At 69.1% G+C, this 25,478-nt stretch carries 25 protein-coding genes, 1 tRNA gene, 1 other RNA gene and 1 pseudogene; 9 read left to right on the top strand and 19 right to left on the bottom strand.

All coding sequences use genetic code 11. From position 1 onward, the window contains the following. Nucleotides 1-82: 82 nt before the first annotated feature. The 4 genes from I9P22_RS15610 to I9P22_RS15595 all read right to left on the bottom strand — a co-directional run bounded on the left by I9P22_RS15610 (nt 83) and on the right by I9P22_RS15595 (nt 4,028). Complete coding sequence (locus I9P22_RS15610; RefSeq protein WP_199260438.1) at nt 83-1,003, bottom strand: pseudouridine-5'-phosphate glycosidase; 921 nt, start codon at nt 1,001-1,003, stop codon at nt 83-85. Then, on the bottom strand, nt 1,000-1,974 hold the full coding sequence (locus I9P22_RS15605; RefSeq protein WP_199260437.1) for a PfkB family carbohydrate kinase: 975 nt from the start codon (nt 1,972-1,974) through the stop codon (nt 1,000-1,002). The genes I9P22_RS15610 and I9P22_RS15605 overlap by 4 nt, the downstream gene beginning before the upstream one ends. Before the next feature lie 57 nt (nt 1,975-2,031). Continuing rightward, nucleotides 2,032-2,130, bottom strand: an RNA gene (gene ffs, locus I9P22_RS15600) — signal recognition particle sRNA small type. A 47-nt stretch (nt 2,131-2,177) separates the two neighbouring features. Continuing rightward, the gene (locus tag I9P22_RS15595; protein ID WP_199260436.1) at nt 2,178-4,028 is read right to left on the bottom strand and encodes a bifunctional 2',3'-cyclic-nucleotide 2'-phosphodiesterase/3'-nucleotidase; all 1,851 of its coding nucleotides are present in this window, start codon (nt 4,026-4,028) and stop codon (nt 2,178-2,180) included. A gap of 154 nt (nt 4,029-4,182) precedes the next feature. Between I9P22_RS15595 and I9P22_RS15590 the strand changes: the two genes are divergently transcribed. Next, nucleotides 4,183-4,644, top strand: a complete 462-nt coding sequence (locus I9P22_RS15590) for a hypothetical protein (RefSeq protein WP_199260435.1) — start codon at nt 4,183-4,185, stop codon at nt 4,642-4,644. A 78-nt stretch (nt 4,645-4,722) separates the two neighbouring features. Here the strand turns inward: I9P22_RS15590 and I9P22_RS15585 are convergent, their stop codons facing one another. Further along, complete coding sequence (locus tag I9P22_RS15585) at nt 4,723-5,613, bottom strand: prephenate dehydratase (protein WP_199260434.1); 891 nt, start codon at nt 5,611-5,613, stop codon at nt 4,723-4,725. A 157-nt stretch (nt 5,614-5,770) separates the two neighbouring features. Here I9P22_RS15585 and I9P22_RS15580 point away from each other — a divergent pair, with 157 nt between their 5' ends. The 6 genes from I9P22_RS15580 to I9P22_RS15555 all read left to right on the top strand — a co-directional run bounded on the left by I9P22_RS15580 (nt 5,771) and on the right by I9P22_RS15555 (nt 13,555). Further along, on the top strand, nt 5,771-6,301 hold the full coding sequence (locus I9P22_RS15580) for a c-type cytochrome (protein ID WP_199260433.1): 531 nt from the start codon (nt 5,771-5,773) through the stop codon (nt 6,299-6,301). A 224-nt stretch (nt 6,302-6,525) separates the two neighbouring features. Further along, a complete protein-coding gene (locus tag I9P22_RS15575) occupies nt 6,526-8,439 on the top strand; it encodes an extracellular solute-binding protein (protein ID WP_199260432.1) in 1,914 nt (637 codons plus the stop codon). A gap of 43 nt (nt 8,440-8,482) precedes the next feature. Then, nucleotides 8,483-9,622 carry a microcin C ABC transporter permease YejB gene (locus I9P22_RS15570; RefSeq protein WP_199260431.1) on the top strand — a complete coding sequence of 380 codons (1,140 nt, stop codon included), beginning with the start codon at nt 8,483-8,485 and terminating at the stop codon, nt 9,620-9,622. Further along, nucleotides 9,622-10,728, top strand: a complete 1,107-nt coding sequence (locus tag I9P22_RS15565) for an ABC transporter permease (protein WP_062560396.1) — start codon at nt 9,622-9,624, stop codon at nt 10,726-10,728. The genes I9P22_RS15570 and I9P22_RS15565 overlap by 1 nt, the downstream gene beginning before the upstream one ends. After that, the gene (locus tag I9P22_RS15560) at nt 10,725-12,338 is read left to right on the top strand and encodes an ABC transporter ATP-binding protein (protein ID WP_199260430.1); all 1,614 of its coding nucleotides are present in this window, start codon (nt 10,725-10,727) and stop codon (nt 12,336-12,338) included. Before I9P22_RS15565 ends, I9P22_RS15560 begins: the two co-directional genes overlap by 4 nt. Continuing rightward, nucleotides 12,338-13,555 (top strand): glycosyltransferase, encoded by a 1,218-nt coding sequence (locus I9P22_RS15555; RefSeq protein ID WP_199260429.1) that lies wholly within the window; start codon nt 12,338-12,340, stop codon nt 13,553-13,555. The genes I9P22_RS15560 and I9P22_RS15555 overlap by 1 nt, the downstream gene beginning before the upstream one ends. On the opposite strand, the gene I9P22_RS15550 is transcribed toward I9P22_RS15555, so the two are convergent. The 6 genes from I9P22_RS15550 to I9P22_RS15525 form a co-directional block, all read right to left on the bottom strand. Further along, nucleotides 13,552-14,031 (bottom strand): hypothetical protein, encoded by a 480-nt coding sequence (locus tag I9P22_RS15550; RefSeq protein ID WP_199260428.1) that lies wholly within the window; start codon nt 14,029-14,031, stop codon nt 13,552-13,554. The genes I9P22_RS15555 and I9P22_RS15550 overlap by 4 nt on opposite strands. A gap of 72 nt (nt 14,032-14,103) precedes the next feature. Further along, entirely contained in the window at nt 14,104-14,829 is a 726-nt protein-coding gene (locus I9P22_RS15545; protein WP_199260427.1) for a molecular chaperone DjiA, read from the bottom strand. 61 nt (nt 14,830-14,890) lie between these two features. Beyond that, nucleotides 14,891-15,727: a sulfate ABC transporter permease subunit CysW gene (gene cysW / locus I9P22_RS15540; protein WP_199260426.1), complete on the bottom strand. Its 837-nt coding sequence runs from the start codon at nt 15,725-15,727 to the stop codon at nt 14,891-14,893. Further along, the gene (cysT, locus tag I9P22_RS15535) at nt 15,727-16,569 is read right to left on the bottom strand and encodes a sulfate ABC transporter permease subunit CysT (protein WP_199260425.1); all 843 of its coding nucleotides are present in this window, start codon (nt 16,567-16,569) and stop codon (nt 15,727-15,729) included. The genes cysW and cysT overlap by 1 nt, the downstream gene beginning before the upstream one ends. Further along, nucleotides 16,566-17,564 carry a sulfate ABC transporter substrate-binding protein gene (locus I9P22_RS15530; RefSeq protein ID WP_199260424.1) on the bottom strand — a complete coding sequence of 333 codons (999 nt, stop codon included), beginning with the start codon at nt 17,562-17,564 and terminating at the stop codon, nt 16,566-16,568. The genes cysT and I9P22_RS15530 overlap by 4 nt, the downstream gene beginning before the upstream one ends. Beyond that, complete coding sequence (locus I9P22_RS15525) at nt 17,561-18,661, bottom strand: sulfate/molybdate ABC transporter ATP-binding protein (RefSeq protein ID WP_199260423.1); 1,101 nt, start codon at nt 18,659-18,661, stop codon at nt 17,561-17,563. Before I9P22_RS15525 ends, I9P22_RS15530 begins: the two co-directional genes overlap by 4 nt. Nucleotides 18,662-18,940: 279 nt before the next feature. Between I9P22_RS15525 and I9P22_RS15520 the strand changes: the two genes are divergently transcribed. Next, nucleotides 18,941-19,423 carry a GNAT family N-acetyltransferase gene (locus I9P22_RS15520; RefSeq protein WP_199260422.1) on the top strand — a complete coding sequence of 161 codons (483 nt, stop codon included), beginning with the start codon at nt 18,941-18,943 and terminating at the stop codon, nt 19,421-19,423. Between the two features lie 44 nt (nt 19,424-19,467). Further along, nucleotides 19,468-19,544 (top strand) — tRNA-Arg (locus I9P22_RS15515). Between the two features lie 105 nt (nt 19,545-19,649). Here I9P22_RS15515 and I9P22_RS15510 read toward each other — a convergent pair. From I9P22_RS15510 to I9P22_RS15475, 8 genes and pseudogenes are all read right to left on the bottom strand, one after another. Then, nucleotides 19,650-19,934 (bottom strand): hypothetical protein, encoded by a 285-nt coding sequence (locus I9P22_RS15510; RefSeq protein ID WP_233253427.1) that lies wholly within the window; start codon nt 19,932-19,934, stop codon nt 19,650-19,652. Further along, entirely contained in the window at nt 19,931-20,722 is a 792-nt protein-coding gene (locus I9P22_RS15505; RefSeq protein ID WP_199260421.1) for a hypothetical protein, read from the bottom strand. Before I9P22_RS15505 ends, I9P22_RS15510 begins: the two co-directional genes overlap by 4 nt. Before the next feature lie 2 nt (nt 20,723-20,724). Beyond that, nucleotides 20,725-22,119: an APC family permease gene (locus I9P22_RS15500; protein WP_199260420.1), complete on the bottom strand. Its 1,395-nt coding sequence runs from the start codon at nt 22,117-22,119 to the stop codon at nt 20,725-20,727. A 17-nt stretch (nt 22,120-22,136) separates the two neighbouring features. Further along, nucleotides 22,137-22,307, bottom strand: a complete 171-nt coding sequence (locus tag I9P22_RS15495) for a hypothetical protein (protein ID WP_199260419.1) — start codon at nt 22,305-22,307, stop codon at nt 22,137-22,139. 7 nt (nt 22,308-22,314) lie between these two features. After that, nucleotides 22,315-22,704 (bottom strand): hypothetical protein, encoded by a 390-nt coding sequence (locus I9P22_RS15490; RefSeq protein ID WP_199260418.1) that lies wholly within the window; start codon nt 22,702-22,704, stop codon nt 22,315-22,317. Further along, complete coding sequence (locus I9P22_RS15485) at nt 22,697-23,029, bottom strand: hypothetical protein (RefSeq protein ID WP_233253426.1); 333 nt, start codon at nt 23,027-23,029, stop codon at nt 22,697-22,699. The genes I9P22_RS15490 and I9P22_RS15485 overlap by 8 nt, the downstream gene beginning before the upstream one ends. 897 nt (nt 23,030-23,926) lie before the next feature. Further along, complete coding sequence (locus I9P22_RS15480) at nt 23,927-25,135, bottom strand: Hint domain-containing protein (protein WP_233253425.1); 1,209 nt, start codon at nt 25,133-25,135, stop codon at nt 23,927-23,929. 260 nt (nt 25,136-25,395) lie between these two features. Next, nucleotides 25,396-25,478, bottom strand: a pseudogene (locus I9P22_RS15475) (IS5/IS1182 family transposase); the annotation flags it as partial.

Here is a 25,478-nt window from a genome sequence, read left to right as displayed (position 1 = left end):
GGTCTGCGATCTGTTCTCCGACGAGGAGTGCTACAACTACTTCAAAACCGCCGGGTATGAGGCCGATTGAGTGCAACAGGCTCTAGGCGGCCTGCGCCATGGCGGCGGCGATGCGCGCCGCCAGCCGGGCATTGTTCAGCACCAGCGCGATATTGGCCTGCAGTGAGCGGCCCTGGGTCAGCTCGAAGATGCGTTGCAGCAGGAAGGGCGTGACCGCCTTGGCGGCGATGCCCTGCGCCTCGGCCTCGGCCAGCGCCTGCTCGACCACCGGGATCATCTCGGCCCGCGGGATCTCGGCCTCGGGCGGGATCGGGTTCACCACCAGCTGCCCGCCGTCCAGGCCGAGGTCGCGGCGCAGCCGGGCGCTGGCCGCGATCTGCGCCGGGTCGTCCATGCGCAAGGGCGCCGGCAGGCCCGATTCCCGCGACCAGAAGGCCGGCAGCTGGTCCTGGCCGAAGGCGATGACCGGCACGCCCAGGGTTTCCAGCACTTCCAGGGTCTTGGGCAGGTCCAGGATGGCCTTGGCCCCGGCCGCGACCACGGTGACCGGGCTTTGCGCCAGTTCCTGCAGGTCGGCCGAGATGTCGAAGCTGGTTTCGGCGCCGCGATGCACGCCGCCGATGCCGCCGGTGGCGAAGACCGCGATCCCGGCCAGACGGGCGCAGATCATCGTGGCGGCGACGGTGGTGGCGCCGGTGCGTCCCAGCGCCAGGCAGGCCGCCAGATCGGCGCGCGAAAGCTTCATCGCCGCGCCCTGCGGCGTTCGGGCGAGCCGTTCCAGCGTCTCGGGGTCGAGGCCGACGCGGATGCGGCCCTCCATGACGGCAATGGTCGCCGGGGTGGCGCCGGCCTCGCGCACAGCGGCCTCGACCCGCTGTGCCATGTCCAGGTTCTGCGGCCAGGGCATGCCATGGGTGATGATGGTCGATTCCAGCGCCACCACCGGGCGGCGGGCAGCGAGCGCTTCTGCGACCTCGGGCGACGGGGTGATCAGCGGGTTCATGGCAGGTCCTTTCCGGAAATATGGGACGAGGCGGCGCGCAGGGCGCAAGCCAGGGCTTCGGCACGGGTCGCGCCGGCGATTTCGGTGGCGAGATGCGCCGCGAGGAAACTGTCGCCCGCGCCGGTGACGCGAATCGCGGCGACCGGCGGCGGCACCGCGTCGAGCGTCGGCGCGTTCCGGGCCGCGTCGGCGACGAGACGCGCGCCATCGGTGACCAGCACGCGATGGGCGCCAAGCGCGGTCACCGCCTCGGCGGCCTCGGCGGCGCTGGCGAAGCCTCGGCCGGCCAGCGCCGCGGCCGCGGTGGCGCCAAGCGCGGTCACCGCCTCGGCGGCCTCGGCGGCGCTGGCGAAGCCTCGGCCGGCCAGCGCCTCGGCCTCGGCGCGGTTCAGGTGGAAGGTGGCGCGGGGATGGGTCAGCAGCGGCCGCAGCCTTGCCGCCTTCTCGGGGCTGGCGGGCACGATGCGCAGCGCGGCGCCGAAGAGGCAGGGGTCGCGGGACATGCCGGCCAGCACCCCGGCGGTCAGGTTGCCGTCGATCACCAGCGTGCCCTGCCAGGGCCGGGCGCCGTCCCCCAGCCGGCCGTCCCGCAGCGGCGCCAGGATGGCACTGCCGGCGGCCTCCAACCCGCGTGCATCGGCGATGGCGGCGACCAGCCCCTCCGGGCTTTCGATGGCCAGATAGCTGTCGGTTGGCAGCCCGCCTTCGCGCCTGAGCCAGCGGGTCTCGACGCCATGGCGCTGCGCCTCGGCGATCAGCGCCTCGCCCGGGGCGTCGCGGCCGACGGCCGAGAGGATGCCCGGGCGCAACCCGTGCCGCGCCAGGGCCAGCGCGACGTTCAGCGCCACGCCGCCGGGCTGCCGGGTGATCCGGCCGGGCACGTCGCAGCCGGGGTCGAGCCGCCGGGCGGAATGGCCGATCATGTCCCAGAGCATCGCGCCAAGGCAGAGGATGCGGGGCGTTTCGGTCATCCGGGCTGGTCTCGGGCCGTTGCTCTTGCGGTCTGCCGGCACTGTGCGGGAGGGATGGGGTGAGAGGCTGGACGACGACCCAAGCGGGACTCGTTACGGCTGCTTCCTTCCGGACCTGACCGGGTTGGCGAGGCGCCTGCCCGCGCCAACCTCTCGCCGCCTAGATAGGCGCAGGCGCGGCGGGATGCAAGCGCCTTGCTCGGTCAGAGATGCAGGCGCAGGCGCAGGAAGCCGTCGGGGCCCAGGCCTGCCGGCTCGACCGGGGTGCCGAGCGCGTCGAGATGGGCCGCCGCCGCCGGTCCGGTCTCGAACAGGACCGAGGTGCCGGGCAGAGGCCGGAAGCTCCAGCCGGTGCGGGCGTCCGGGGCCAGAACCCGGCGACGCGCCACATAGCGGCGCAGCACCTCGCGGGTGCGCGCGGTGCCGTCCAGCAGCACCGGCCGCCCCGCCGCCACCGGCGCGAACAACCCGCAATCGGACAGCCGATAGCTGTTGGTCACCAGGATGAATTGCTGGTCGGCTGCCACCGGCTGGCGGCGGTGGGTCATCGCGCCGACGCGGCGCGAATCGGCATGGGCCAGGGTGCCGTCCGGGGCGTAGCGCGGCGGCAGGCTCAGGTCGATCTGCCAGTCGAGCCCGTCGATCACGTCGAAGTTGTAGCTGGGAAACTCGGGGTCGATCAGCGGCTGGTCGGGCTTTCCCGGCTGGACCTGCAGGAACAGGCCGGCCGAGCGTTCCAGCCATTCGCGCAGCTCGGCCCCGGTCAGGCGGATGGCGCAGATCCGGTTTGGGAACAGGTAGAGATCGGCGATGCTGCGCAGTGTCAGCCGCCCGGCCGGCACGTCGGTGTAATGCTGCGGCCCGCCGCGGCCGCCGGCGCGGAAAGGCGCCGCGGCCGACAGGATCGGCAGGTCCTGCCAGCGCGTGCCGCGCAGCGCCCGCCGCACGTGCCAGCGCTGCGCCATGGTCACCAGCCGCAGGCCCGGATCCTCGCCGATCAGGGCGAAATAGCTGCTGAGCGGCCGCTCGGTGCGGCCGATGCGGCGGCGGAAATGCCGCAGGGTCTGGCGATGCGCGGGCAGGGCCGGGCCGCTGACGGCGGGGTGGTCCTCCTCGGCCGCGACCGGCTCGGCCCGGCAGGTGAAATCGGCGATGCGCCAGCCGCTGCCGGCGCTTTCCAGCCGCAGGTCGATCAGCCCCAGATGCGAACCCCAGAAGCCCGGCATCACCGCCGGCTTGCCGGCCAGGGTGCCGCGCCGGGCGTCGATCCCCGGTCCCTGCGGATGGTCCGCCGAGGGAAACACCCGGTGCGTATGGCCGGCGATCACCAGGTCGATGCCGGGCAGGGCGGCGAGCGCCGTGGCGGCGTTTTCCATCAGCGGCGCCGGCTCCAGCGCGCCGATGCCGCTATGCGCCAGCGCCACCATCAGGTCAGCGCCCTGCCGGCGCAGCGCCTCGATGCCGGCGCGCGCCGCCTGCAGGATGTCGGCGACCCGGATCTCGGGGCGCAGGGCCGGCTCCCAGTCCACGGTCTGCGGCGGCAGGAAGCCCAGCACGCCGATGCGCAGCCGATGCACCGCACCGCGGCTGTCGCGGAACTGCCGCTCCAGCAGCAGCTGCCGGCTGACCGGCAGCGGGCGGGCCGGGTGCAGGTTCGTGGCGGCAAAGGGGAAATCGGCCCCCTCCAGCGCCCGGCGCAGGAAGCCGGTGCCGAAGCTGAAATCGTGATTGCCCAGCGTCGCCGCGTCATAGCGCAGCGCGTTCATCGCCGCGATGGCGGGATGCGGGCCGCCGGCGCCGCTTTCGGCCAGATAGTCGCCCATCGGGCTGCCCTGCAGGAAATCGCCATTGTCGAACAGCAGGCAGTTCGGGGCGCTGCGGCGGGCCCGGGCGATCAGCGCCGCGGCGCGCGACAGGCCGATATGCCCGGCGGGGCGGTCCGCGAAATAATCATAGCCCAGAACATGCATGTGCAGGTCGGTCGTCGCCATGACGCGAAGCGCAATCGAAACAGGGGACTGCCGGGGATCGGCGTGAAGGTCTTTGCGGCACATGCCGATTGCATGCGGGCATTAACGACAATATGCAACCGTGGATTGCATTGCCGGTGCGATCCCCGATGCCTGTGGCGGCCTTGCATGCTGCGCTGCAACATGGGAAGAACCGGACAGAGCCATTCAGATCGTCTTTTCCATCGCCGGATCATCCATGAAATTCTCGACCCGACAGGACACCGACCTTCCCGCCGAAGAGCTTTTCCGCGCGATCAGCAATTTCGGCAGCATCGAGCGGCTTCTGGTGCGGCGCGGCGCCTCGGTGCGGCGGCTGGACGCGCTGGCACAGCCGGGCCCGGGCATGCGCTGGCAGGTCGGCTTCGACTGGCGCGGCCGTCACCGCGAGCTGGATCTTGAGCTGGTGCGGCTCGACCGGCCCGAGCTGGTGGCGATCGAGGGCAGCTCGGACCAGTTCAACCTGGCGCTTCGCATGACCGTGGTGGCGCTGACCCCCGGCAAGTCGCGGCTGATCTTCGAGGCCGAGGTGCTGCCGCGCGGCATGAAGGCGCGGCTGCTGCTGCAGACCGCCAAGCTGGGCAAGGCGCAGCTGGATCGCAAGTTCGCCGAGCGCATCGGCGATTTCGTCAGGCGCATGGCGGCCGAGGCGATGGCCTGAGACCGGGCCGGGCCGCATCGGGCCGTGTCGCATCGGGCCGTGTCGCATCGGGCCGTGTCGCATCGGGCCGGCTGCGGCTCAGCCCTCGGCCTGTTCCCGGCGGGCCTGGGCGGCGCGCAGCGGATCGGCGGGATAGACGCCGAGGATGTTCAGGCTCGAGGTGAAATAGTCCAGTTCCTCCAGCGCGCGGGCGACGTGCGGATCCTCGGGATGGCCCTCGATATCGGCATAGAACTGCGTGGCGGTGAATACGCCGTCCACCATGTAGCTTTCCAGCTTGGTCATGTTGACGCCGTTGGTGGCGAAGCCGCCAAGCGCTTTGTAAAGCGCCGCCGGGATGTTGCGGACCCGGAAGACGAAGCTGGTCATCATCGTCGCCTCGCCCCGGGCATTGCCGCGGCGGCTGAAATCGGGCTGCCGGGCCATGACCAGGAAGCGGGTGGTGTTGTTCTGCCGGTCCTCGATCCCCGAGGCCAGCTCCTCGAGCCCGTAGATCTCGCCCGCCAGCGGCGCGGCCAGCGCGGCCAGCGCCTTTTCGCCCCGCCGCGCCACCTCGAGCGCCGAGCCGGCGGTGTCGGCGCCGACCAGGCCGCGGATGGCATGGCGGCGCAGGAAGCCGCGGCACTGGCCCAGCAGCACCGGATGGCTCATCGCCTCGCTGACCTCGGACAGCCGGGTGCCCGGCACCGCCAGCAGGCTGATGCGCACCCGCACGAAGCCCTCGTCGATGATGTGCAGCCCGCTTTCCGGCAGCAGGTGGTGGATGTCGGCGACCCGGCCATAGGTCGAGTTCTCGACCGGCAGCATGGCCAGTTCCGCCCGGCCGCTGCGCACCGCCTCGATGGTGTCCTCGAAGGTGCGGCAGGGCAGGGCCTCCATCTGCGGGCGGTAGGACCGGCAGGCCTGGTGGCTGTAGGCGCCGGGCTCGCCCTGGAACGCGATCAGGTTCCGGGCCGGGGAATCGCTCATCTCTCTGACCTTCGCTTGCGGGGCGCGCGGCCGCCCGTGTCGGGGCGGTGACTCCGCCGGTTTTGTGTTCTCGGGGCGACAACTATACCTTGATCCATCGGAACAAAAGCGCATAGATACGGCCAAATCCACGGACAGACCCAAGGGACCCGCAGACATGTTCGATACCATGACCGTCACCAAGGCAGCCGGGGCGTTGATCGGCTCGCTTCTGTTCCTTCTGCTGATGAACTGGGCGGCATCGGGCATCTTTCACGTCGGTCCCGCGGGCCATGGCGCCGAGGGCGAGGAACATGCCCAGGCCTATACCATCCCGGTCGAGGATGCCGGTGGCGCCGCGGACGAGGCCGCGGACGAGGGCCCGGATTTCGCCACGGTCCTGGCCTCGGCCGATGCCGCCAAGGGCGAGAAGGTGTTCGGCAAGTGCAAGGCCTGCCACAAGCTGGACGGCAGCGACGGCACCGGCCCGCACCTGAACGGCGTGATCGGCCGCCCGGTGGCCAGCGTCGCCGGCTTCAACTATTCGGAAGGCATGGTCGCGCATGGCGGCGACTGGACGCCCGAGGCGCTGCAGGAATTCCTGACTAACCCGAAATCCGTGGTCAAGGGCACCAAGATGGCCTTCGCCGGCCTGCCGAAGATCGAGGATCGCGCCAATCTGATCGCCTATCTGGAAAGCCAGAAGTAAGCCCCCTGCCGGGTCGGAAGATGGCGGGCGTCCCCCCGGGGCGCCCTTTTGCGTTGCATCGGGCCGTTCTTCGCGCCGGGCCGCCCGCTGCTCACGCATTTGCATGTTGAACCGTGGCGCATGGCTGCTAGCCTGCTGGCCAGGCGCGGCCGGGACGCAATCCGATGATGCAATCCGATGCAGCCCGGGCCGGATCGAGACAGAACGAGGATCAGAAAGACCCGATGACGATGCCCTTCCTGCGACATGCCCCGCTGGCCCTGCTGCTTGCGCTGACGCCCGCCGCCGCCCTTGCCCAGCAGCAGCCGGCCGGGCAGGCCCCGCAGCCCGCCTCGGAACCGGCCGCGGGCCAGGCGCAGAAGCCCGGCACCATCGTGTCGCACGGCATCTCGGTCTTTGGCGAACCGGCGCTTCCGGCAGATTTCAAGCATCTGGGCTATGTGAACCCCGAGGCGCCGAAGGGCGGCGAGATCTCGGAATGGTTCAGCGGCGGCTTCGACAGCTACAACCCCTATACGCATCGCGGCCGTGCGGCGCTGCTGTCCAACATCATGCTGGAGCCGCTGATGGAGAGCGTCGCCGACGAGATCGGCAGCGCCTATTGCCTGCTTTGCGAGACCATCGAATATCCCGAAAGCCGCGACTGGGTGATCTTCCACCTGCGCCCCGAGGCGAAATTCTCGGACGGCACGCCGCTGACCGCGCATGACGTGCTGTTTTCCTTCGAGCTTCTGCGCGACAAGGGGCTGTCCTCCTATCGCACCATCATCTCGAAGGTGGTCGCCAAGGCCGAGGTGATCGACGAACACACGATCAAGTTCATCTTCCAGCCGAATTATCCGCGCCGCGACGTGATCCAGTCGGTCGGCGGCCAGATCGTCTTCTCGCGCGAGGATTTCCGCAAGCACAAGCGCGACATCGAACAGTCGAGCACCATCCCCTTCGTCGGCTCGGGCCCCTACATGTTCGACAAGGCCGAGATGGGCCGCTCGATCACCGTGCGGCGGAACCCGGACTATTGGGGCAAGGACCTGCCGATCAACATCGGCCGGCACAATTTCGACCGCATCCGCGTCGAGTATTTCGGAGACTACGACAGCGCCTTCGAGGCTTTCAAGGCCGGGGTCTATACCTTCCGCAACGAGGCCAGCTCGATCCACTGGGCGACGCGCTATGACTTTCCCGCCGTGCAGTCCGGCGTGGTGAAGAAGGAGGCGCTGCCGGACGGCACCATCGCCAACGGCCAGGGCTGGGTCTTCAACCTGCGCCGCCCGAAGTTCCAGGACATCCGCGTGCGCGAGGCGATCGGCCTGATGTTCAATTTCGAATGGTCGAACGAGACGCTGTTCTATGGGCTTTACCAGCGCGTGAACTCGCCCTGGGACAACAGCCCCCTGAAGGCCGAGGGCAAGCCCAGCGAGGCCGAGCTTGCGCTGCTGAAGCCCCTGGCCAAGGACCTGCCCAAGGGCGTGCTGACCGAGGATGCGGTGGTCCAGCCGGTCTCGGGCAAGAACCAGCTCGACCGCGCCAACATGCGCCGCGCCGCGAAGCTTCTGGACGAGGCAGGCTGGAAGCCGAGCGCGGACGGGCTGCGCCGCAATGCCCGGGGCGAGGTGCTGCGGGTCGAGTTCCTGAACGACAGCGCCACCTTCGACCGCGTCATCAACCCCTTCGTGCAGAACCTGCGCGCCATCGGCATCGACGCGGTGAACGCCCGCGTGGACGATGCCGAGATGACCAACCGCACCCGCAGCCATGATTTCGACATCGTGACCGACCATCTGGCGCAGGGCTATTTCATCAGCGGCGATACCGAGCAGACCTTCGGCTCGGAAAACGTGGGCGACGTGTTCAACCCGATGGGGCTGGCCAATCCAGCCATCGACGCGCTGATCCAGCAGGGCATCGAGGCGACCACCCAGGAAGAGATGACCACCGTCGCCCATGCGCTGGACCGCAGCCTGCGCGCCCTGCGCTTCTGGGTGCCGCAATGGTACAAGGCCGCGCATACCGTTGCCTATTACGACATCTTCGGCCATCCCGAGGCCCTGCCGCCCTATGCGCTGGGTGAGCTTGATTTCTGGTGGTATGACGCGGATAAGGCGGCAAAGCTGAAACAATCCGGCGCACTGCGCTAGGGCCTTCGGGGCCGGCGCGGATCAAGGCGGAGCAAGGGGACGGATGGCAGCCTATATCCTGCGGCGCTTGCTGCTGATCATACCCACGCTGATCGGCATCATGCTGGTCAACTTCACGCTGACGCAATTCGTCCCCGGCGGCCCGATCGAGCAGATCATCGCCCGCGTCCAGGGCGAGGGCGACGCGCTGCGCAACATCACCGGTGGCGGCGGCGAGGCGGCGCAATCGACCGAATATGCCGGCGCCCGCGGCATTCCGCCCGAGCTGCTGGACCAGCTGGAAGTGCAGATGGGCTTTGCCAGGATCGCCTGCACCCCCGCGCATGAGGGTGAGCCCGACCTGAAATCGCCCGAATGCCACAAGGAAAAGATCGGCGCTGCGCAGCGCTTCCTGATCATGCTGGGCAACTACCTGCGCTTCGATTTCGGCACCAGCTTCTTCCGCTCGATCTCGGTCATCGACCTGGTGCTGGAAAAGATGCCGGTCTCGATCACGCTGGGGCTGTGGTCGACGCTGATCGCCTATCTGATCTCGATCCCGCTCGGCATCCGCAAGGCGGTGCGCGCCGGCACCAGTTTCGACACCTGGACCAGCGGCATCATCATCGTGGGTTACGCCATCCCGGCCTTCCTGTTCGCGGTGCTCTTGATGGTGCTCTTCGCCGGCGGCAGCTACTGGCAGATCTTTCCGCTGCGCGGCCTGACCTCGGACAATTTCGCCGACCTCAGCCTGTGGGGCAAGGTCAAGGACTATCTCTGGCACATCACCCTGCCGGTGCTGGCGACGACGATCTCCAGCTTCGCCACGCTGACGCTGCTGACGAAAAACAGCTTCCTGGACGAGATCAACAAGCAATATGTCATGACCGCCCGCGCCAAGGGCCTGACCGAGCGCCGCGTGCTTTACGGCCATGTCTTCCGCAACGCCATGCTGATCGTGATCGCGGGCTTTCCGGCGATGTTCCTGGGCGTGTTCTTCGGCTCCTCGATCCTGATCGAGACCATCTTCTCGCTCGACGGCCTTGGCCGGCTGGGCTTCGAGGCGGCGGTGCAGCGCGACTATCCGGTGATCTTCGGCACGCTCTATGTCTTCGGCCTGCTGGGTCTCTTGGTCGGGATCCTATCGGACCTGATGTATGTGCTGGTCGACCCGCGCATCGACTTCGAGCGGAGGGCCGGCTGATGGCGATGTCGGAACTGAACCGCCGCCGGCTGCGCAATTTCCGCCGCAACACGCGCGCCTTCTGGTCGCTGATCCTGTTCACGCTGCTGTTCGTGGCCTCGCTGTTTGCGGAGCTTATCGCCAACGACAAGCCGATCGTGGTCAGCTATCGCGGCGGGCTGTATTTCCCGGTCTATAAATTCTACCCCGAGACCGCCTTCGGCGGCGATTTCGGCACCGAGGCGATCTATACCGACCCCGGCGTGCAATGCCTGATCGTCACCGGCGGCCGGCAGGAATGCTGGGACGACCCCGAGGGCACCGAGAAACTGGCCCGCGACACCGGCGAGGTCGGCGGCGAGGCGGTCGAGAAGGGCTGGATGATCTGGCCCGCGATTCCCTATCACTACCGCACCATCAACAACGTCGGCACCGCGCCAAGCGCCCCGGACCGCGCTCATCTGCTGGGCACCGACGACACCTCGCGCGACGTGCTGGCGCGGGTGATCTACGGCTTCCGGCTGTCGGTCCTGTTCACGCTGATCGTGACCGCCATCAGTTCGGTCATCGGCATCAGTGCCGGCGCCGTGCAGGGCTATTTCGGCGGGCGCACCGACCTGTTCCTGCAACGCATGCTGGAAATCTGGGGCTCGACGCCTTCGCTTTACGTCATCATCATCCTGTTCGCGATCCTGGGGCGCAGCTTCTGGCTGCTGGTCTTCGTCTCGATCCTGTTCGGCTGGCCGGCGCTGGTCGGCGTGGTCCGGGCCGAGTTCCTGCGGGCGCGCAACTTCGAATATGTCCGCGCCGCGCGGGCGCTGGGGGTCAGCGACCGCACCATCATGTTCCGCCACATCCTGCCCAATGCCATGGTCGCGACGTTGACCATGCTGCCCTTTGTCGTCACCGGCGTGATCTCGTCGCTGGCGGCGCTGGATTACCTGGGCTACGGGTTGCCGACCTCGGCGCCCTCGCTGGGGGAACTCGCGTTGCAGGCCAAGCAGAACCTGCAGGCGCCCTGGCTGGGCTTCACCGCCTTCTTCACCTTCGCCATCATGCTGTCGCTGCTGGTGTTCATCTTCGAGGGCGTGCGCGATGCCTTCGACCCAAGAAAGACCTTCCGATGACGCCGGTTCTGGACGTGCGCGACCTGCGCATCGGGTTTCGCCAGGACGGGCAGGTGGTGCCCGCCGTGAAAGGCGTCAGCTTCAGCGTCGGCAAGGGCGAGACGGTGGCGCTGGTCGGCGAATCCGGTTCCGGCAAGTCGGTCACGGCGCTGTCGACCGTCGGTCTGCTGGGCGACAGCGCCGAGCTGTCCGGTTCGGTGAGATACGCCGGGCGCGAGCTGGTCGGCGCCTCGGATGCCGAGCTGCGCCGGGTGCGCGGCAATGACATCAGCTTCATCTTTCAAGAGCCGATGACCTCGCTGAACCCGCTGCATACGCTGGAACGCCAGCTGGGCGAGAGCCTGGCGCTGCATCAGGGGCTGCGGGGCGCGCAGGCGCGAGCGCGCATCATCGAACTGCTGAACCGCGTCGGCATCCGCGACCCGGAACAGCGGCTGGCCGATTACCCGCACCAGTTCTCGGGCGGCCAGCGCCAGCGCATCATGATCGCCATGGCGCTGGCGAACGGCCCCGAATTGCTGATCGCGGACGAGCCGACCACGGCGCTGGACGTGACCATCCAGGCGCAGATCATGCAGCTGCTGGCCGAGCTCAAGGCCGCCGAGGGCCTGTCGATGCTGTTCATCAGCCACGACCTTGGCCTGGTGCGCCGCATCGCCGACCGCGTCTGCGTGATGAAGGGCGGCGAGATCGTCGAGCAGGGCCCGGTCGAGCAGATATTCTCCAATCCGCAGCACGACTATACCCGCATGCTGCTGGCGGCCGAGCCCAAGGGCCTGGCCGAACCGCTGGCCGGCGACCCGCCCGAGGTGGTGGCGACCCGCGACCTGAAGGTCTGGTTCCCGATCCAGCGCGGCTTCCTGCGCCGCACCGTCGGCCACGTCAAGGCGGTGAACGGCGCCACGATCTCGGTGCGGGCCGGCGAAACCTTGGGCATCGTCGGCGAATCCGGCTCGGGCAAGACCACGCTGGCGCTGGCGATCATGCGGCTGATCGAAAGCGACGGGCCGATCCTCTACATGGGCCGCGACATTTCCGCCGTGCCGGGCCGGGCGCTGCGCGGCTTGCGCCGCGACATGCAGATCGTGTTCCAGGATCCCTATGGCAGCCTGTCGCCGCGCATGACGGTCGAGCAGATCATCGCCGAAGGCCTCGGCGTGCACGGCGTCGAACCCGGCCGCGACCGCCGGCAGATGGTCGACGAGATCATGCGCGAGGTCGGCCTCGACCCCGCCACCATGCATCGCTATCCGCATGAATTCAGCGGCGGCCAGCGCCAGCGCATCGCCATCGCCCGCGCCATGATCCTGAACCCCAAGCTGGTGGTGCTGGACGAGCCGACCAGCGCGCTGGACATGACCGTGCAGGTGCAGATCGTCGAGTTGCTGCGCCGCCTGCAGAAAAAGCATGGGCTCGCCTTCCTGTTCATCAGCCATGACCTGCGCGTGGTGCGCGCCATGTCGCATCAGATTATGGTCATGCGTGCAGGCGAGGTGGTCGAGCAGGGGACGACCGAGGCCGTGTTCGAGCGTCCGCAAAGCGATTACACCCGCCGGCTGATCCAGGCGGCCTTTCTTGCGGCAGTGCATGAAGATTCATCGGTAAGCTAATGAAAATCCTGTTTGTTCATCAGAACTTTCCGGCACAGTTCCTGCATCTGGCGCCGGCGCTGGCGGCGCGCGGCCATGACGTTCTGGCGTTGACGGATGAAAAGAACACCCGTCCCTCGCCGGTCCGGGTGGTGCGCTACAAGGCGCCGGGCGAGCTGAATCTGCCGCCGATGCTGGGCCGGACCTATAGCGAGATGGCCGAGCGCGGCTGGCTGGCTGCACGCGGCTGCCGGGCGCTGCGCGACCGGCACGGCTACACGCCCGACGTGATCTTCGGCCATAGCGGCTGGGGCGAGACGCTGTTCCTGCGCGAGATCTGGCCCGAGGCGAAGCTGCTGGTCTATGCCGAACTGCTGTATCGCACCCGCGGCCAGGACGTCGGCTTCGACCCCGAGATCAGCCCGGACAGTGACGAGGGGCGGGTCAGCACCGTCGCGCGCTCGGCGCATCTGATCCAGGGGCTGGTGCAGGCCGATGCCGGTCTGGCGCCGACCGCATACCAGGCGGATTCCTTTCCGCCCGAGCTGCGCGGCAAGCTGACGGTGATCCATGACGGCATCGACACGCTGAAGGTCTGCCCCAATCCGCAGGCGGAGTTCCTGCTGCCCGACGGGCGCAAGCTGCGGGCGGGGGACGAGGTGTTGACCTATGTCTCGCGCTCGCTGGAGCCCTATCGCGGCTTTCACCGCTTCATGCGCGCGCTGCCCGCGGTGCTGCGGGCGCGGCCGGATGCGCAGGTGGTGCTGGTCGGCGGCGACGGGGTCAGCTATGGCAGCCCGCCCAGGGACGCGCCGAACTGGAAGCAGAAGCTGCTGGCCGAGCTTGACGGTCGGCTGGACTCGGCGCGGGTGCATTTCATGGGCCGCGTGCCCTATCCGCAATATCTGGCGCTGCTGCAGGTCGCCCGGGTGCATTGCTACCTGACCTATCCCTTCGTGCTGAGCTGGTCGCTGACCGAGGCGATGGCGGCGGGCTGCTATGTCGTCGGCTCGGATACCGAGCCGGTGCGCGAACTGGTCCGCGATGGCGAGAACGGCCGGCTGGTGCCGTTCTTCGACCAGCCGGCGCTGGAGGCGGCGCTGATCCGCGGCCTGGCCGGCGATCCCGATGCCGCGCGGCTGCAGGCGGCGGCGCGGCAGACCATCCTGCAGAGCTATGACCTGCACCGCCACAGCCTGCCGCGGCTGGTCGACTGGGTGGAAGGCTTCGCGCCCTAGAGCTCGATCTCGCTGGCCGGGTCGCGGTCGGGCAGCGGCTGCGGCGCGTCCGGCAGCGGGTTCAGGCGCGGGTCGTCCTCGGGCGCCGGGCGCAGCATGTCGCGCAGCGCGTCGCCCACCGGCGGGGGCGGCGGCGCATCGGCGCGGCGGCGGATCAGGATGTCGCCGTTTTCCAGCCGCTCGGGCGCCTGGTAGTTGCGCACGTCGTCCATCAGCTTGCCGATGTCCTGCAGCACCGGCGCGACCGAGCCCAGCGTGTCGCCCAGGTCGCGGCCCAGCCGGTCCAGATGCGGCTCGGCCTCGTTCAACAGGTTGCGCATGAAGTTCTCGAGCCCGCCTTCCAGCGAGTCGGATGGCGGCGCCGGGATGTCCGAGGGTGGCGGCTCGTCGGCCAGCGGCGGCTCGTAGTCCTGGGCCACGGCAAGGGAGGCCAGCAGGGCGGCGCAGAGGGAAGCGGGGAAAAGCAGGTTGCGCATGGGCCGGTCCTTCGGCTGTTCGCAGGGAAAACGGGGACCGGGCGGGCCGGGTTCCCTCGGGCCCGGGTTCTCTCAGGCCGGACGGGTCTGGCGCATGGCACGGAAATTTTCCCAGGCTTCGTTCAGGGCGCGGGTGCGGGCCTCGGCCAGGCGGATCGCCTCGGGCGGCAGGCCGCGGGCGATGGCGCGGTCGGGATGGCTTTCGCGCACCAGCTCGCGCCAGCGCCGCCGCGCCTCGGGCAGCGGCGTGTCGGGCGCGACGCCCAGCACCTCGCAGGAGGGGCAGCCCTGGCGGCGGTCGTGGCGGGCGCGGATCGCCGCCAGCTGCTCGGGTGGCAGGCCGAAGATGCGCGCCACCTCGTCGATGAAGACGATCTCGGCCTCGTGCAGGTCGGTATCGGCGACGGCGATGATGAACAGCCCCTCGACCACGTCGGCCAGCACCGGGTCGCCCGGCGGGAACATGCGGGCGATGCGCCGCGCCCAGGCGTCGAAGCCCGCGACGTCCTGCCGCGCCAGGTCGAAGACGCGAGCAGCGTTCTTTTCCTCGGAGCGGGGAATGATAAAGACGCGGCGAAAGGCCGCCACCTCGGAACGCGCCACGGCGCCGTCGGCCTTGGCAAGCTTGGCCCCCAGCGCGATCACCGCGATGGTGAAGGCCACCGATTTCTCGGGCGGGGTGGCCGGGCGGCGCGCGCCGACGATCGCCGCCAGCCGGTCGGCGATGCGTTGCCAGAAACTGCGCGGCTTGGGCAGTTCGGGGCAGGTCTTCTGCGGGTGCTTGATCGCGGCGTCCATGGCTGCAGCCTAGGCGGGGCGGGATGCCAAGTCCACTGACATTCCCGCCAGTTATGCGGCTTTACCTGCGGCTTTCCAGCGCTGCCTTCACGACCAGCACCACCAGCGCGATGACAGTCAGGGTCGAGGCGGCGGCAAAGGCGCCGGTGGTGTTGAGGTCGTTGAACATCAGCTCGATCTGCAGCGGCAGGGTGTTGGTCTGGCCGCGGATCGAGCCCGAGACCACCGAGACGCCGCCGAACTCGCCCACCGCGCGGGCCGTGCACAGCACCGCGCCGTAAAGCAGCGCCCAGCGGATATTGGGCAGGGTGACGCGGGAAAACACCTGCCAGCCGCGCGCCCCCAGCGTGACCGCCGCCTGTTCCTGTTCCGAGCCCTGGGCCTGCATCAGCGGCAGCACCTCGCGGACCACGAAGGGGGCGGTGACGAACATGGTCACCAGCAGGATGCCGGGCAGGGCGAACATGATCTTCAGGTCATGCGCGGCCAGCCACGGGCCCAGCACGCCCTGGCGGCCGTAAAGCAGCAGGTAGCAGATGCCGGCGATGATCGGCGAGATCGAGAAGGGGATCTCGATCAGCACCATCAGGAGCTTGCGGCCCGGAAAGCGGAAGCGGGCGATGGCCCAGGCAGCCGCGATGCCGAAGGCGATGTTGACCGGCACCACGATCACCGCCACCAGCGTCGTCAGCCAGATCGCATGCAGGACCAGCGGGTCGGCGATGTTCGCCAGATAGACCGCCCAGCCCTCGGCGAAGGCGCGCCAGAAGATGAAGACCAGCGGCGCCACGACGAAGATCGCCGTCAGCACGAAGGCGAGGCCGATCAGCAGCCGCGGCACGGCGCGGCTCTGGCCGGGGGCGTGGGTCGGGGCCTGAGCCGGTGCGACGGCGCTCATCACCGGGCCTCCAGGTGGCGGGCGGCGCGGAACTGGATCAGGTTCGAGACCGCCAGCAGCACCAGCGCGAACATCAGCAGCACCAGCGCGATGGCGGCGGCGCCCTGGTAGTCGTATTCTTCCAGCCGGATGAAGGCCAGCAGCGCCGCGATCTCGGTCTTGAAGGGCAGGTTGCCGGCGATGAACACCACGGCGCCGAACTCGCCCAGGCTGCGGGCGAAGGCCACGGTCGAGCCGGCCAGCCAGGCCGGCAGGATCGCCGGCAGCACCACGCGGCGGAAGATGGCGAAAGGCCGGGCGCCCAGCGTCATCGCCGCCTGTTCCAGCGCCGGGTCCAGGTCCTCGAGCACCGGCTGGATGGCGCGCACCACGAAGGGGATCGAGGTGAAGGTCATCGCCAGGATCACGCCCCCCAGCGTATAGACCAGCGCGATGCCGGCGCCGGCCAGCGGCCCGCCGAACCAGCCGTTCGCGGAATAGAGCGCGGTCAGCGAAAGCCCGGCGACCGCGGTCGGCAGGGCGAAGGGAATGTCCATCAGCGCATCCAGGATGCGCCGGCCGGGAAAGTCGTAGCGGGTCAGCACCCAGGCCATCAGCAGCCCGTAAAGCGCATTGAAGACCGTGGCCACGGCGGCGGCGGTCAGCGTCACCCGCAGCGCCGCCAGCGTGCGCGGCGCGGTGACGATGGCCCAGAACCGTGCCGGCCCGATCTCGGCCCCCTTCAGCATCAGCGCCACCACCGGGATCAGGATCACCAGCGCGACGTAAAGCAGCGTGGTGCCGAGGCTCAGCGAGAACCCCGGCAACACGCGCTTGGCGCGGATCGGCGCGGCGGCGGTCATTGGTTGACGAAGACCGTGTCGAGGATGCCGCCCTCGGCCAGGTGCTCGGCCGTGACCTTGTCCCAGCCGCCAAAGACCTCGTCCACGGTCAGGAGCTTCACCTCGGGGAACTCGGCGGCGTGCTTCGCCGCCACCGTCTCGTCGGTGGTGCGGAAATGGTTCTGGGCCAGGGTCTCCTGCGCCTCGGGCGAATAGAGCCAGTTGAGATATTCGGTCGCGACCTCGGTGGTGCCGTTCTTCTCGGCATTCTCGGTCACGACCGCGACGGGAAAGGCGGCGAACAGGCTGGTCGCCGGTGTCACCGTCTCGAAGCCCTGGGCCTCGTATTGCTTGGCGATGGCCCGGGTCTCAGCCTCGAAGGTGACCAGCACGTCGCCGATATCGCGCTCGGCGAAGGTCTGGGTGGCGGCGCGGCCGCCGGTGTCGAAGACCGGCACGTTGGCAAAGATCTTGCCGACGAATTCCTGCGCCTTCTCGGGCGTGCCGCCCTCTTGCGTCAGGGCATAGGCATAGGCGGCCAGATAGGTATAGCGGCCGTTGCCGCTGGTCTTGGGGTTCGGGAACACCGGCTGCACGTCGTCGCGGGCCAGGTCCGCCCAGTCCTTGATGCCCTTGGGGTTGCCCTTGCGCACCAGGAAGGCCGGCAGCGAGTAATAGGGCGAGGCGCCGTTCGGCAGCGCCTCGCGCCAGTTCTCGGCCACGAGGCCATTCTGGGCCAGCACGTCCACGTCGGTTTCCTGGTTGAAGGTCACCACGTCGGCCGGCAGCCCCTCGAGGATGGCGCGCGCCTGTTTCGACGAGCCGGCATGGCTTTGGTCGATGGTCACCTCGCGGCCGGTCTTGTCCTTCCAATAGGCCTGGAATTCGGGATTCAGCGCCTCGAACAGCTCGCGGGCGATGTCGTAGCTGACATTCAGGATCTTGTCCTGGGCCAGCGCCGGGGTGGTCCCCAGCAGAAGCGCCAGCGCGGCGGCGTGAAGCTTGCGGATCGTCATAGGCTTTTCTCCTTGCGGGGGAATTCGGGGGCGGTGGCCGGCGCGGATGCCGCGCGGGGGCCGGGAAAGATCGTGCCCGCCTCGGGGCGCAGGTTGACGCGGGTGCCGGGGGCCAGGCCCTGCGCCTCCGGCGCGCGGCGGGGCAGGTCGATGCCGAACTGGCCGCTGCCATCGGTCAGGTCCAGCCGCAGCAGCGCGCCGTTGCTGGTGCGATGCGCCACCTGCCAGCGCCCGGCGGGATCGGCCAGCGGCGTCACGTCGGCGGGACGCAGGAACAGCGTCGCCGGCCCGTCGGGCAGCGCGCGGCGCGGCAGGCGGCTGGCGTCCAGCCCCTGCGCCTCGGCCCGGCCGGCCTGCAGCGTGACCGGCAATTCGATGGTCGCACCCATGAAGCGGGCGACGAAGGGGCTGGCGGGGTGGTCGTGGATCTGGTCGGCATTGCCGATCTGCTCGATCCGGCCCTCGCCCATCACCACCACGCGGTCAGCCAGTTCGAAGGCTTCCTCCTGGTCATGGGTGACGAAGATGGTGGTCGAGCCGGTCTCGTCATGCACCTCGCGCAGCCAGGCGCGCAGGTCGCGGCGCACCGCGGCGTCCAGCGCCCCGAAAGGCTCGTCCAGCAGCAGCACCGTGGGTTCGATGGCCAGCGCCCGTCCAAGCGCGACGCGCTGGCGTTGCCCGCCCGAAAGCTGTGCCGGATAGCGCTCGCCCAGATGCGCGATCTGCAGGAACTCCAGCAGCTGGTCCACCTTGGCCGCGATCACCGCCTTGCCCGGCCGCTGGGCGCGCGGGCGCACGGTCAGGCCGAAGGCGATGTTGTCGCGCACGTTCATATGCGGGAACAGCGCGTAATGCTGGAAGACGAAGCCGATGCGGCGGTCCTGCGCCGCCAGATGCAGCCAGTCCGCGCCATGCACCGCCAGCCCGCCCGAATTCGGCCATTCCAGCCCGGCGATGATCTTCAGCAGCGTGGTCTTGCCCGAGCCCGAGGGCCCGAGCAGCGCCACCAGCTCGCCCGATTCGATGGTCAGGTCGATGCCGCGCAGCACCGCGGTGCCGTCGAAGCTCTTGGTCATGTGCTCGATGACGATGGACATGGGCGCCTCCGGTTTGCGGGCCAGAGGTAACGGGCGGGCCGGGGCTGGGCAAGGCGCGCGCGCCCCTGGCGCCTGGGCCGGCGGCGAATGTTTTCCCAAGCCTGGCCGGGCGGCGGACCACTGTTCCGGCCCCGGTGCCCGCCGGGCGGAAAGCGTCCGGGCGCGGCCGGGGCGGCGGCCGCATTCTTCCTTATTTTTCATGCCGCCCGGCCCTGCGGGGCTTCGCAATCCCGCCCGCCGCTGCTAGGGTCCGGCGCGCAGCAGGAAGGGAGCGGCGCGATGGATGGCGGGGATCTGGTGATCGGGCGGGAAAGCCCCCTGGGCGAGGATCTGGCGCTGCTGTTCCAGCGCCACAGCGCCGACATGCATGCCGATACGCCGCCGGAATCGATCCACATGCTGCCGCGCGCCGCGCTGGAGAGACCGGAGATCGCCTTCTTCGTGCTGCGCGAGGGCGGCGTGGCCCTGGGCATGGGTGCGGTCAAGCGCATCGCCCCGGACCATGGCGAGATCAAGTCCATGCATGTGCTGGCCGAGGCGCGCGGCCGCGGCCATTCCCGTCGCCTGCTGCAGGCGCTGATCGAGCATGCGCGGGCCGAGGGCATGGCGCGGCTGAGCCTCGAGACCGGGGTGCAGCCGACCTTTGCCGCCGCGCGCGGGCTTTATGCGCGGGCGGGTTTCGTCGCATGCCCGCCCTTCGGCGACTACCGGCCGGACCCGAACAGCGTCTTCATGTCGATCGCGCTGCGCGGCGCGGATTGAGCGGTTGATTCAGCCGCCGTCCTGCGCCATGACTGCCGCGATGCGGGCCCGTAGCTCAACTGGATAGAGCAGGGACCTTCTAAGTCCAAGGTTGAGGGTTCGAGCCCTTCCGGGCCCGCCATCGCCCCCGCCCATCGCCCGGTTCGGGCCGCGACCTGGCGACACTGGCCCTGGCGGTCGCCTTGCCTTGCGCGCCTGGCGTCGACCTGGGGCGGCCCGTCCTGTCTCAGGGTTTGCGGTGTTGGCGGGTGTCGTGCATCCAGACCGCGTGGCGGATGCGGGCGCGGCGATAGGCGTCGAGGATCGCCATGGCATGCACGAAGAAGCCCCCTGCATAGCGGCCCACAAAAGAGATCCCGGGGCCGGCGGTCGCCAGCGTGAATCCGCCCAGAAGCAGCAGGAAGAACAGGAAGATCAACCCGCGCTGCGGCTCCCTGTTCCAGACCTGGCCGGACCCCGGCAGCACCAGGGCCGAGGCCAGCACCAGGCGCGGATGCGGCGGCGCGCTCATGCGTATCGCTCCGCATCCAAATCCGGCCGCTCCGCGCCCATAGCCGCGCCCGGCCCGGCCATATCCGGCCCGGTCACATCCAGCCCCTTCGCACCTGCCCTCGCCTCGCTCCCGGTCCTGGCCAGGATGTCGGCGCGCAGCCGCTGCAGCGCGGCGAGCAGCGGGGCAAGGACCTCGGGGGGCAGCGGGGTCCGGCCCAGCTCGGCCTCGCGGAACAGCAGGTAGCGGCTGCGCTCGGCCTCCTCGGCCAGCCAGGCGATGCGCAGGCCCCGGGGCGAGATCACCAGTTCCTTCACCCGCGCATCGGCAAGGATGGCGCGGTGGCGGGCCAGCAGGGCAGCCTCGGCGGCCGAGAGCGGCGCCTCGCTGCGCAGGACCGCGTCATCGGGAAAGCCCTCGGGCAGCCGGGTCTGCCACGGCAGGGTGGCGAAGATCGAGAAGGGCTCGAGTCCGCGCGGCCGCGCCATCAGGTGGATGCGCTGCGCGACCGGCAGCGCGGCGGGCTGGGTGACCAGCAGCCACAGCGCCGGCAGCTTGCGGCAGGCCAGCATGTCCGGCACGGCCTGCAGGTCGGTCTCGACGCCGCGGATGCGGCCCGAGAGGCGGGCGAATCCGGTCGGCGCCACCGCGCGGCGCAGGCCCCGCATCCGCGGGGCGATGCGGTCGAAATAGCCGGCGCGGGCGGTCCGGCGCCGCGCCGCCTCGCTGCGCAGGCGCAGCGCCAGCAGCAGAAGAAGCGCCAGCGCCGCGGCCAGGATCGGAAGGCCGGGAAGCGGCCCCGCCGGCATGGTCAGTAGCCTCTCGGCTTCGGCCAGGGCATGGTGAACTGGGCGCCGCGGTCCACGAAGCGGTAGCGCCAGAAATGGAACCACAGCGACACGACGATGTAGAAGGCGATCATCGCCACCAGCTGGGTGCCATAGCCCAGGAACACCGCCAGGAAGGCGGTCCCGCACAGCGCCAGCAGCACCAGCGCCGGCAGCGGGTGGAACGGGTGCTCGTAGCCGCGCCGGATGGTGTCCAGCGGCCATTTGCGCCGGAACAGGATGATGTTCAGCGGCATGAAGGTGTATTCCAGCAGGCCCGACAGGATCGAGAAGGTGATCACCTGGTCGATCGGCGCGCCAAGCGCGAAGACCAGCGCGATCGGCACCAGGAAGATGATCGAGCGATAGGGCGTGCGATAGCGGGGGTGCACCGCGCCGAACCAGCCCGGCAGGTAGCGGTCGCGGGCCATGGCGAACCAGGCCCGGCTGGCATCGTTGATGCAGCCATTGGCCGAGGCCAGGGTCGCAAACAGCGTGCCGATGCCCAGGAACGCCATCAGCAGGCCCGAGCCGCTGAGCCGCGCCGCGTCGAACAGCGGCACGCCCGCCTGGCCCAGATATTCCCAGGGCATCAGCCCGGTGCAGACATACCAGGTCAGGGTGGCGGCGATGGCCAGGGTCATCACCCCGGCCAGGGTGCCGAAGGGCAGGGCGCGGGCCGGGCTGCGCACCTCCTCGGCGGCCTGGGTGGTGCCCTCGATCCCCAGATAGAACCACAGGCCGAAATGCATCGCCGCCAGGATACCGAGCCAGCCATAGGGCAGCGCCGCGGCGCCCGCCATCAGCTCGGCATGGCGCAGCGGGCTGGCCCCCGGCAGGCCGGCGGTGGCCAGGAACAGCACGATGATCGCCGAGAAGGCGATGGCGGTGATGACCAGGTTGAAGGTCAGCGTCGCCAGCACGCCGCGATAGTTCAGCCAGGCGAGGAACAGGATCGACAGGATGATGAACGGCCGCTGGTCGATGCCGCCGGCATGGCCGCCCATCCTGGCGACGGTATCGACGAGAAAGCCGACGGTGATGGCGTTCGCCGCCTCCAGCATGGTATAGGCGAAGACTAGGTAGAGCCCGACATTGAAGGCCATCAGCGGCCCGACGATATGCTTGGCCTGGGTATATTGCCCGCCGGCCGCGGCGACCGTCGAGGTCACCTCGGAATCGATCATCGCCACGCAGGTATAGAGGATGCCCGCGAACCAGCAGGCCATCAGCGCCGCATAGGCGCCGCCCTTGCCGACGGCGAAGTTCCAGCCCATGTATTCGCCGACCAGCACGATGCCCACGCCGAGCGCCCAGACATGGGCGGGACCCAGCACCCGGGCCAGGCCGACATGTTCGGTCTTGCGTGTCTGGTCCATGCCTATTCCCTCCATGCCTAGCCCCGGTGCTGGTCTTCGGTCAGCGCCTCCAGCTCGCCCTCGCGGGACGAGGTCAAGAAGTCCTCGCTATAGGTGCTGTCGGTGCGGAGCCAGTCCGCGACGATGGCCAGGGCGAAGGCCGCCGAGGCACCCCAGGCCGCATATTCCAGATAGTCCCACGGATCCATGATACCCTTACTCCTCCGTTGTCGTTCCGAAACGTTCGGCGATCACGTCGCGATATTCCCTTTCGGAGAACCGCAGCAGGATGGCGTAATAGCCCACCACGACCGCCGCCATCGCCAGGAGGGCGCTGATCGAGACGCTGTAGTCGAAGCGCGCGGCGATCAGCTCGGCGGCCTGGCCCGGCTCGGCATAGCCGAGCTTCTGCCATTGCTCGACCATGGCCGGGTTCTGCCCCAGGCTCTCCCAGGTCGGGGTGCCGATCGCCTGCGGGATCTTGGCCGAGCCGGCAAGGCCCAGCCACAGGGGCAGATACAGCGCGCCGATGGCCATGATCAGCAGGACGATCACGTCGGCGATCTGGCCGAGCCTGCCCTGGGCAGGGGGGCGGTATTCAGCCATGGCGCAGGATCCTTTCGGCTGGGGGGCCGGCCTTCCTGGCCGCGCGGGCGGCGCGCGCCTCGTCCAGGAAGCGGATGTCCAGCCCGTACATGAAGTCGCGGTCCTCGCGGTAATGGCGCAGCATCGCCATGATGGCGGCCGAGTTGAACAGCAGCACCACTGCGCCGCCGACCAGCAGCATGATCCGCGCCGCCGCCGAGGGCGCCAGCGGCCAGGTCCCGATCGCCACGAAGACGATCGCGAACCACAGTCCCAACACGAAGGCCAGGGCCACGGCGATGTCGCGCCGGTGCATGGCCTTGATCCGTCTGTCCAGATCCGACATGGTGCATCCTCCCTGGGGCCCGCTTCCCGGTCCGTCGCCGGGGCTGGGCCGTGTTTTCTGTTCCTTCCGGGCCCGTGGTTCCGGGTCGGCCTTGTCGGAACGAACTTTCTGGGCTCGAAATCTTTTTTCTCAACAGGAAAACAACCCTGCGACATCCTGTCAAGATATTCCTCACCGGAAGCAAGGTTTCGGCAGGGGAAGGTGTGGGCCGTGCTGGGGCCAGGCTGGCCCGCGGGACGACCGCGGCGCGGGAAAACCGCCCGCCCTGTCAAGGGGATACCTGCCCTGGCCGCAAGGCCCGGCGCGGACGGGACGCGGCGGCGGCGCTGGTCCGGTGCGGGCGGGACTCCGGGTTCGCGGCGTGGTTCTCTCGCGGCGAATCAGCCGGCGAGGGGACGCGGCCGATGCACCCGCCACCGGGCCCGGTAGTGGGCGCGGAAAATCACGCTTGCCACAAGAGCAGGAGGCAGCAGCGCATGGACATCGGCGACGGCTTTGCGGGGCGAGAAGTGCCGCGCCGCGACAGCCGCGATCCGGTCAGCGACGTGCCAGGGGGGCGGCTGTGGGCGAATTGCGGTTGCGGGCCCCATCCGATTCTGGATCACCGGCCACCGGCGTCGTCTGGGTGAAGTATACAACTCAAGACATTGGCAATGCACAGAATTTCATGGCAATCCGCGCGGCGTGAGCGAGGGCAATCGGGATGATCCGTTCCGCCGGTCGGTCGGGCAGGGCATCTGCCGGATCACCGGAACCCCGCCTGTCCCCGAGGCCACGGGGCGGCGGCGGTCGGCTATCGCGCCTGGCAGTGTTCGGGCGGCGGAACGGCACCGCCTGCTCGGCATTGAACGAGCACGGAGCCGGCGAAGCCGGCCCCGGGATGTCATGTGGCGCCGGTCATTGCACCAGCGGCTTGTGGTGCTGGGCGTGACGGACCGCCAGCTTGCGGCCCATGCGGCCCGAGGCCAGGATGCGGGCCCCGGCGGGCAGCGCGTCCTCGGCCCGGGCGCGCAGCTCGGGGAAGAGCGCGAAGATCTCCTCGCGCGCCGCGCGGCCGACGGATTTCAGCGCCTCGGGCCCGGTATAGAGCGACTCGGTCTCGGCGCCCTCCGACAGCACGATCTCGTGCCGGTCGAACAGGATGTGGAAATATTCCACCGCCTCGACATGCTCGGCGATGTCGATGCCGGCGATCTGCAGCAGCTGCTTGGCGGCGACCAGAACCTCGTCGGCGCCGAACATCTTCCGGGCGATCTTCGAGCGCACCAGGATGCGGTGCTGCGGCGAGACCAGCAGGTCGCGGCAAGGCAGGCCCCGGCCGAGCGCCCCGGCCGAGATGCGGATCGGGCGCAGGTTCGGGCTGACGGCAAGCGACTGGCGTCCGAGCAGGCGCGAGCCGACCCAGCGCACCGGCTGCAGCCCGTGATCGCGGGTCGCCACCCGGATGCCGGGGACCAGCTCCTCGACCGGGATGGCGCCGTGCTCGGTCTCGATCAGCGTGCCGCGGGCGAAGCAGGGGAAGCAGTGACGGTCGGTGAAGATGCCGTCATACCACAGGTCGAAGCTGCGCGAGTCGCTGGGAAACTCGACCGAGACGATGGGGCGCGAGGTCATCGCCGCGACTTCGGCCTTCAAGGCGCCTTCCGGCGGCGGCATCAGGAAGGTGTTGCCGGCGGAATCCTGCATGATGCGGACCGGCAGGTCCAGCGTCTCGAGGCTGCCATCCGGGTTGCGGAAGGTGACGGCGGTATCGTTGACGATGAAGGTCGAATCGACCTTGAAGGCCGAAGCGCTGCCGTCGCCATCGGCGTCATGGCGGATGCTTTCGGAGCGGCTCCGCCAGCCGTCATCGGTGTCGATCACGCCGTCGCCGTCGCGGTCGTCGGCGCTGACCTCGACCAGCCGCCTGGAGAGCGGCGCGTCCTGCGAGCCGAAACCCTGGCCGCCGAGGATCTTGCCGGCCTTTTCCGCACCGATGTTGGAATCGTCGGGATCCATGTCGGGCAGCTTGCCGAGATAGATCATCTTTTCGCAGTCGGGGCCCGAGGGACCGCAATGGTCGTCGTGCCCGCCATGGCCGTCATGGCCACCGTGCCCAAAGGTCATCGTTAACACTTCCCATCAGATACGCGGTGTTGCTGACCGCGTAATCGGTTGCCTTGCGGGTCCGGATTCCGGACAAGCGCATCTATTCGCCAGGACGGCGTTTCCGGCCGGGGCCGGCGGGACGGGCTTGCCTGGGGCTGCGACACGCAACATCGGGCCGGATGGCGCCGACAATCATTCCTCTAAAATGAATGCGGAATTTGACAAGCGCGAGAACTGAACAGGTCAGTAGAAAATCCGGAAAATTCATATTGGTTAGGTCATGTTGACAAATGGCGAAGCCAGAGCCTGATGCAGGCGATGTCGATGAAGCCGAGGAAACTGTCTGCGGTTTTGTCGTAGC

The organism is Paracoccus binzhouensis, from assembly GCF_016446475.1.
Taxonomy (GTDB): Bacteria; Pseudomonadota; Alphaproteobacteria; order Rhodobacterales; family Rhodobacteraceae; genus Paracoccus; species Paracoccus binzhouensis.
Note: the sequence above shows the minus strand (reverse complement) of the source record. Positions and strands in the feature narration are given on the sequence as shown.

What these genes read in the sequence shown, in the direction of transcription:
- I9P22_RS15610 (WP_199260438.1), bottom strand. Translation starts at nt 1,003, where the DNA reads ATGAACCCGCTGATCACCCCGTCGCCCGAGGTCGCAGAAGCGCTCGCT.
- I9P22_RS15605 (WP_199260437.1), bottom strand. Translation starts at nt 1,974, where the DNA reads ATGACCGAAACGCCCCGCATCCTCTGCCTTGGCGCGATGCTCTGGGAC.
- I9P22_RS15595 (WP_199260436.1), bottom strand. Translation starts at nt 4,028, where the DNA reads ATGTGCCGCAAAGACCTTCACGCCGATCCCCGGCAGTCCCCTGTTTCG.
- I9P22_RS15590 (WP_199260435.1), top strand. Translation starts at nt 4,183, where the DNA reads ATGAAATTCTCGACCCGACAGGACACCGACCTTCCCGCCGAAGAGCTT.
- I9P22_RS15585 (WP_199260434.1), bottom strand. Translation starts at nt 5,613, where the DNA reads ATGAGCGATTCCCCGGCCCGGAACCTGATCGCGTTCCAGGGCGAGCCC.
- I9P22_RS15580 (WP_199260433.1), top strand. Translation starts at nt 5,771, where the DNA reads ATGTTCGATACCATGACCGTCACCAAGGCAGCCGGGGCGTTGATCGGC.
- I9P22_RS15575 (WP_199260432.1), top strand. Translation starts at nt 6,526, where the DNA reads ATGACGATGCCCTTCCTGCGACATGCCCCGCTGGCCCTGCTGCTTGCG.
- I9P22_RS15570 (WP_199260431.1), top strand. Translation starts at nt 8,483, where the DNA reads ATGGCAGCCTATATCCTGCGGCGCTTGCTGCTGATCATACCCACGCTG.
- I9P22_RS15565 (WP_062560396.1), top strand. Translation starts at nt 9,622, where the DNA reads ATGGCGATGTCGGAACTGAACCGCCGCCGGCTGCGCAATTTCCGCCGC.
- I9P22_RS15560 (WP_199260430.1), top strand. Translation starts at nt 10,725, where the DNA reads ATGACGCCGGTTCTGGACGTGCGCGACCTGCGCATCGGGTTTCGCCAG.
- I9P22_RS15555 (WP_199260429.1), top strand. Translation starts at nt 12,338, where the DNA reads ATGAAAATCCTGTTTGTTCATCAGAACTTTCCGGCACAGTTCCTGCAT.
- I9P22_RS15550 (WP_199260428.1), bottom strand. Translation starts at nt 14,031, where the DNA reads ATGCGCAACCTGCTTTTCCCCGCTTCCCTCTGCGCCGCCCTGCTGGCC.
- I9P22_RS15545 (WP_199260427.1), bottom strand. Translation starts at nt 14,829, where the DNA reads ATGGACGCCGCGATCAAGCACCCGCAGAAGACCTGCCCCGAACTGCCC.
- cysW (WP_199260426.1), bottom strand. Translation starts at nt 15,727, where the DNA reads ATGAGCGCCGTCGCACCGGCTCAGGCCCCGACCCACGCCCCCGGCCAG.
- cysT (WP_199260425.1), bottom strand. Translation starts at nt 16,569, where the DNA reads ATGACCGCCGCCGCGCCGATCCGCGCCAAGCGCGTGTTGCCGGGGTTC.
- I9P22_RS15530 (WP_199260424.1), bottom strand. Translation starts at nt 17,564, where the DNA reads ATGACGATCCGCAAGCTTCACGCCGCCGCGCTGGCGCTTCTGCTGGGG.
- I9P22_RS15525 (WP_199260423.1), bottom strand. Translation starts at nt 18,661, where the DNA reads ATGTCCATCGTCATCGAGCACATGACCAAGAGCTTCGACGGCACCGCG.
- I9P22_RS15520 (WP_199260422.1), top strand. Translation starts at nt 18,941, where the DNA reads ATGGATGGCGGGGATCTGGTGATCGGGCGGGAAAGCCCCCTGGGCGAG.
- I9P22_RS15510 (WP_233253427.1), bottom strand. Translation starts at nt 19,934, where the DNA reads ATGAGCGCGCCGCCGCATCCGCGCCTGGTGCTGGCCTCGGCCCTGGTG.
- I9P22_RS15505 (WP_199260421.1), bottom strand. Translation starts at nt 20,722, where the DNA reads ATGCCGGCGGGGCCGCTTCCCGGCCTTCCGATCCTGGCCGCGGCGCTG.
- I9P22_RS15500 (WP_199260420.1), bottom strand. Translation starts at nt 22,119, where the DNA reads ATGGACCAGACACGCAAGACCGAACATGTCGGCCTGGCCCGGGTGCTG.
- I9P22_RS15495 (WP_199260419.1), bottom strand. Translation starts at nt 22,307, where the DNA reads ATGGATCCGTGGGACTATCTGGAATATGCGGCCTGGGGTGCCTCGGCG.
- I9P22_RS15490 (WP_199260418.1), bottom strand. Translation starts at nt 22,704, where the DNA reads ATGGCTGAATACCGCCCCCCTGCCCAGGGCAGGCTCGGCCAGATCGCC.
- I9P22_RS15485 (WP_233253426.1), bottom strand. Translation starts at nt 23,029, where the DNA reads ATGTCGGATCTGGACAGACGGATCAAGGCCATGCACCGGCGCGACATC.
- I9P22_RS15480 (WP_233253425.1), bottom strand. Translation starts at nt 25,135, where the DNA reads ATGACCTTTGGGCACGGTGGCCATGACGGCCATGGCGGGCACGACGAC.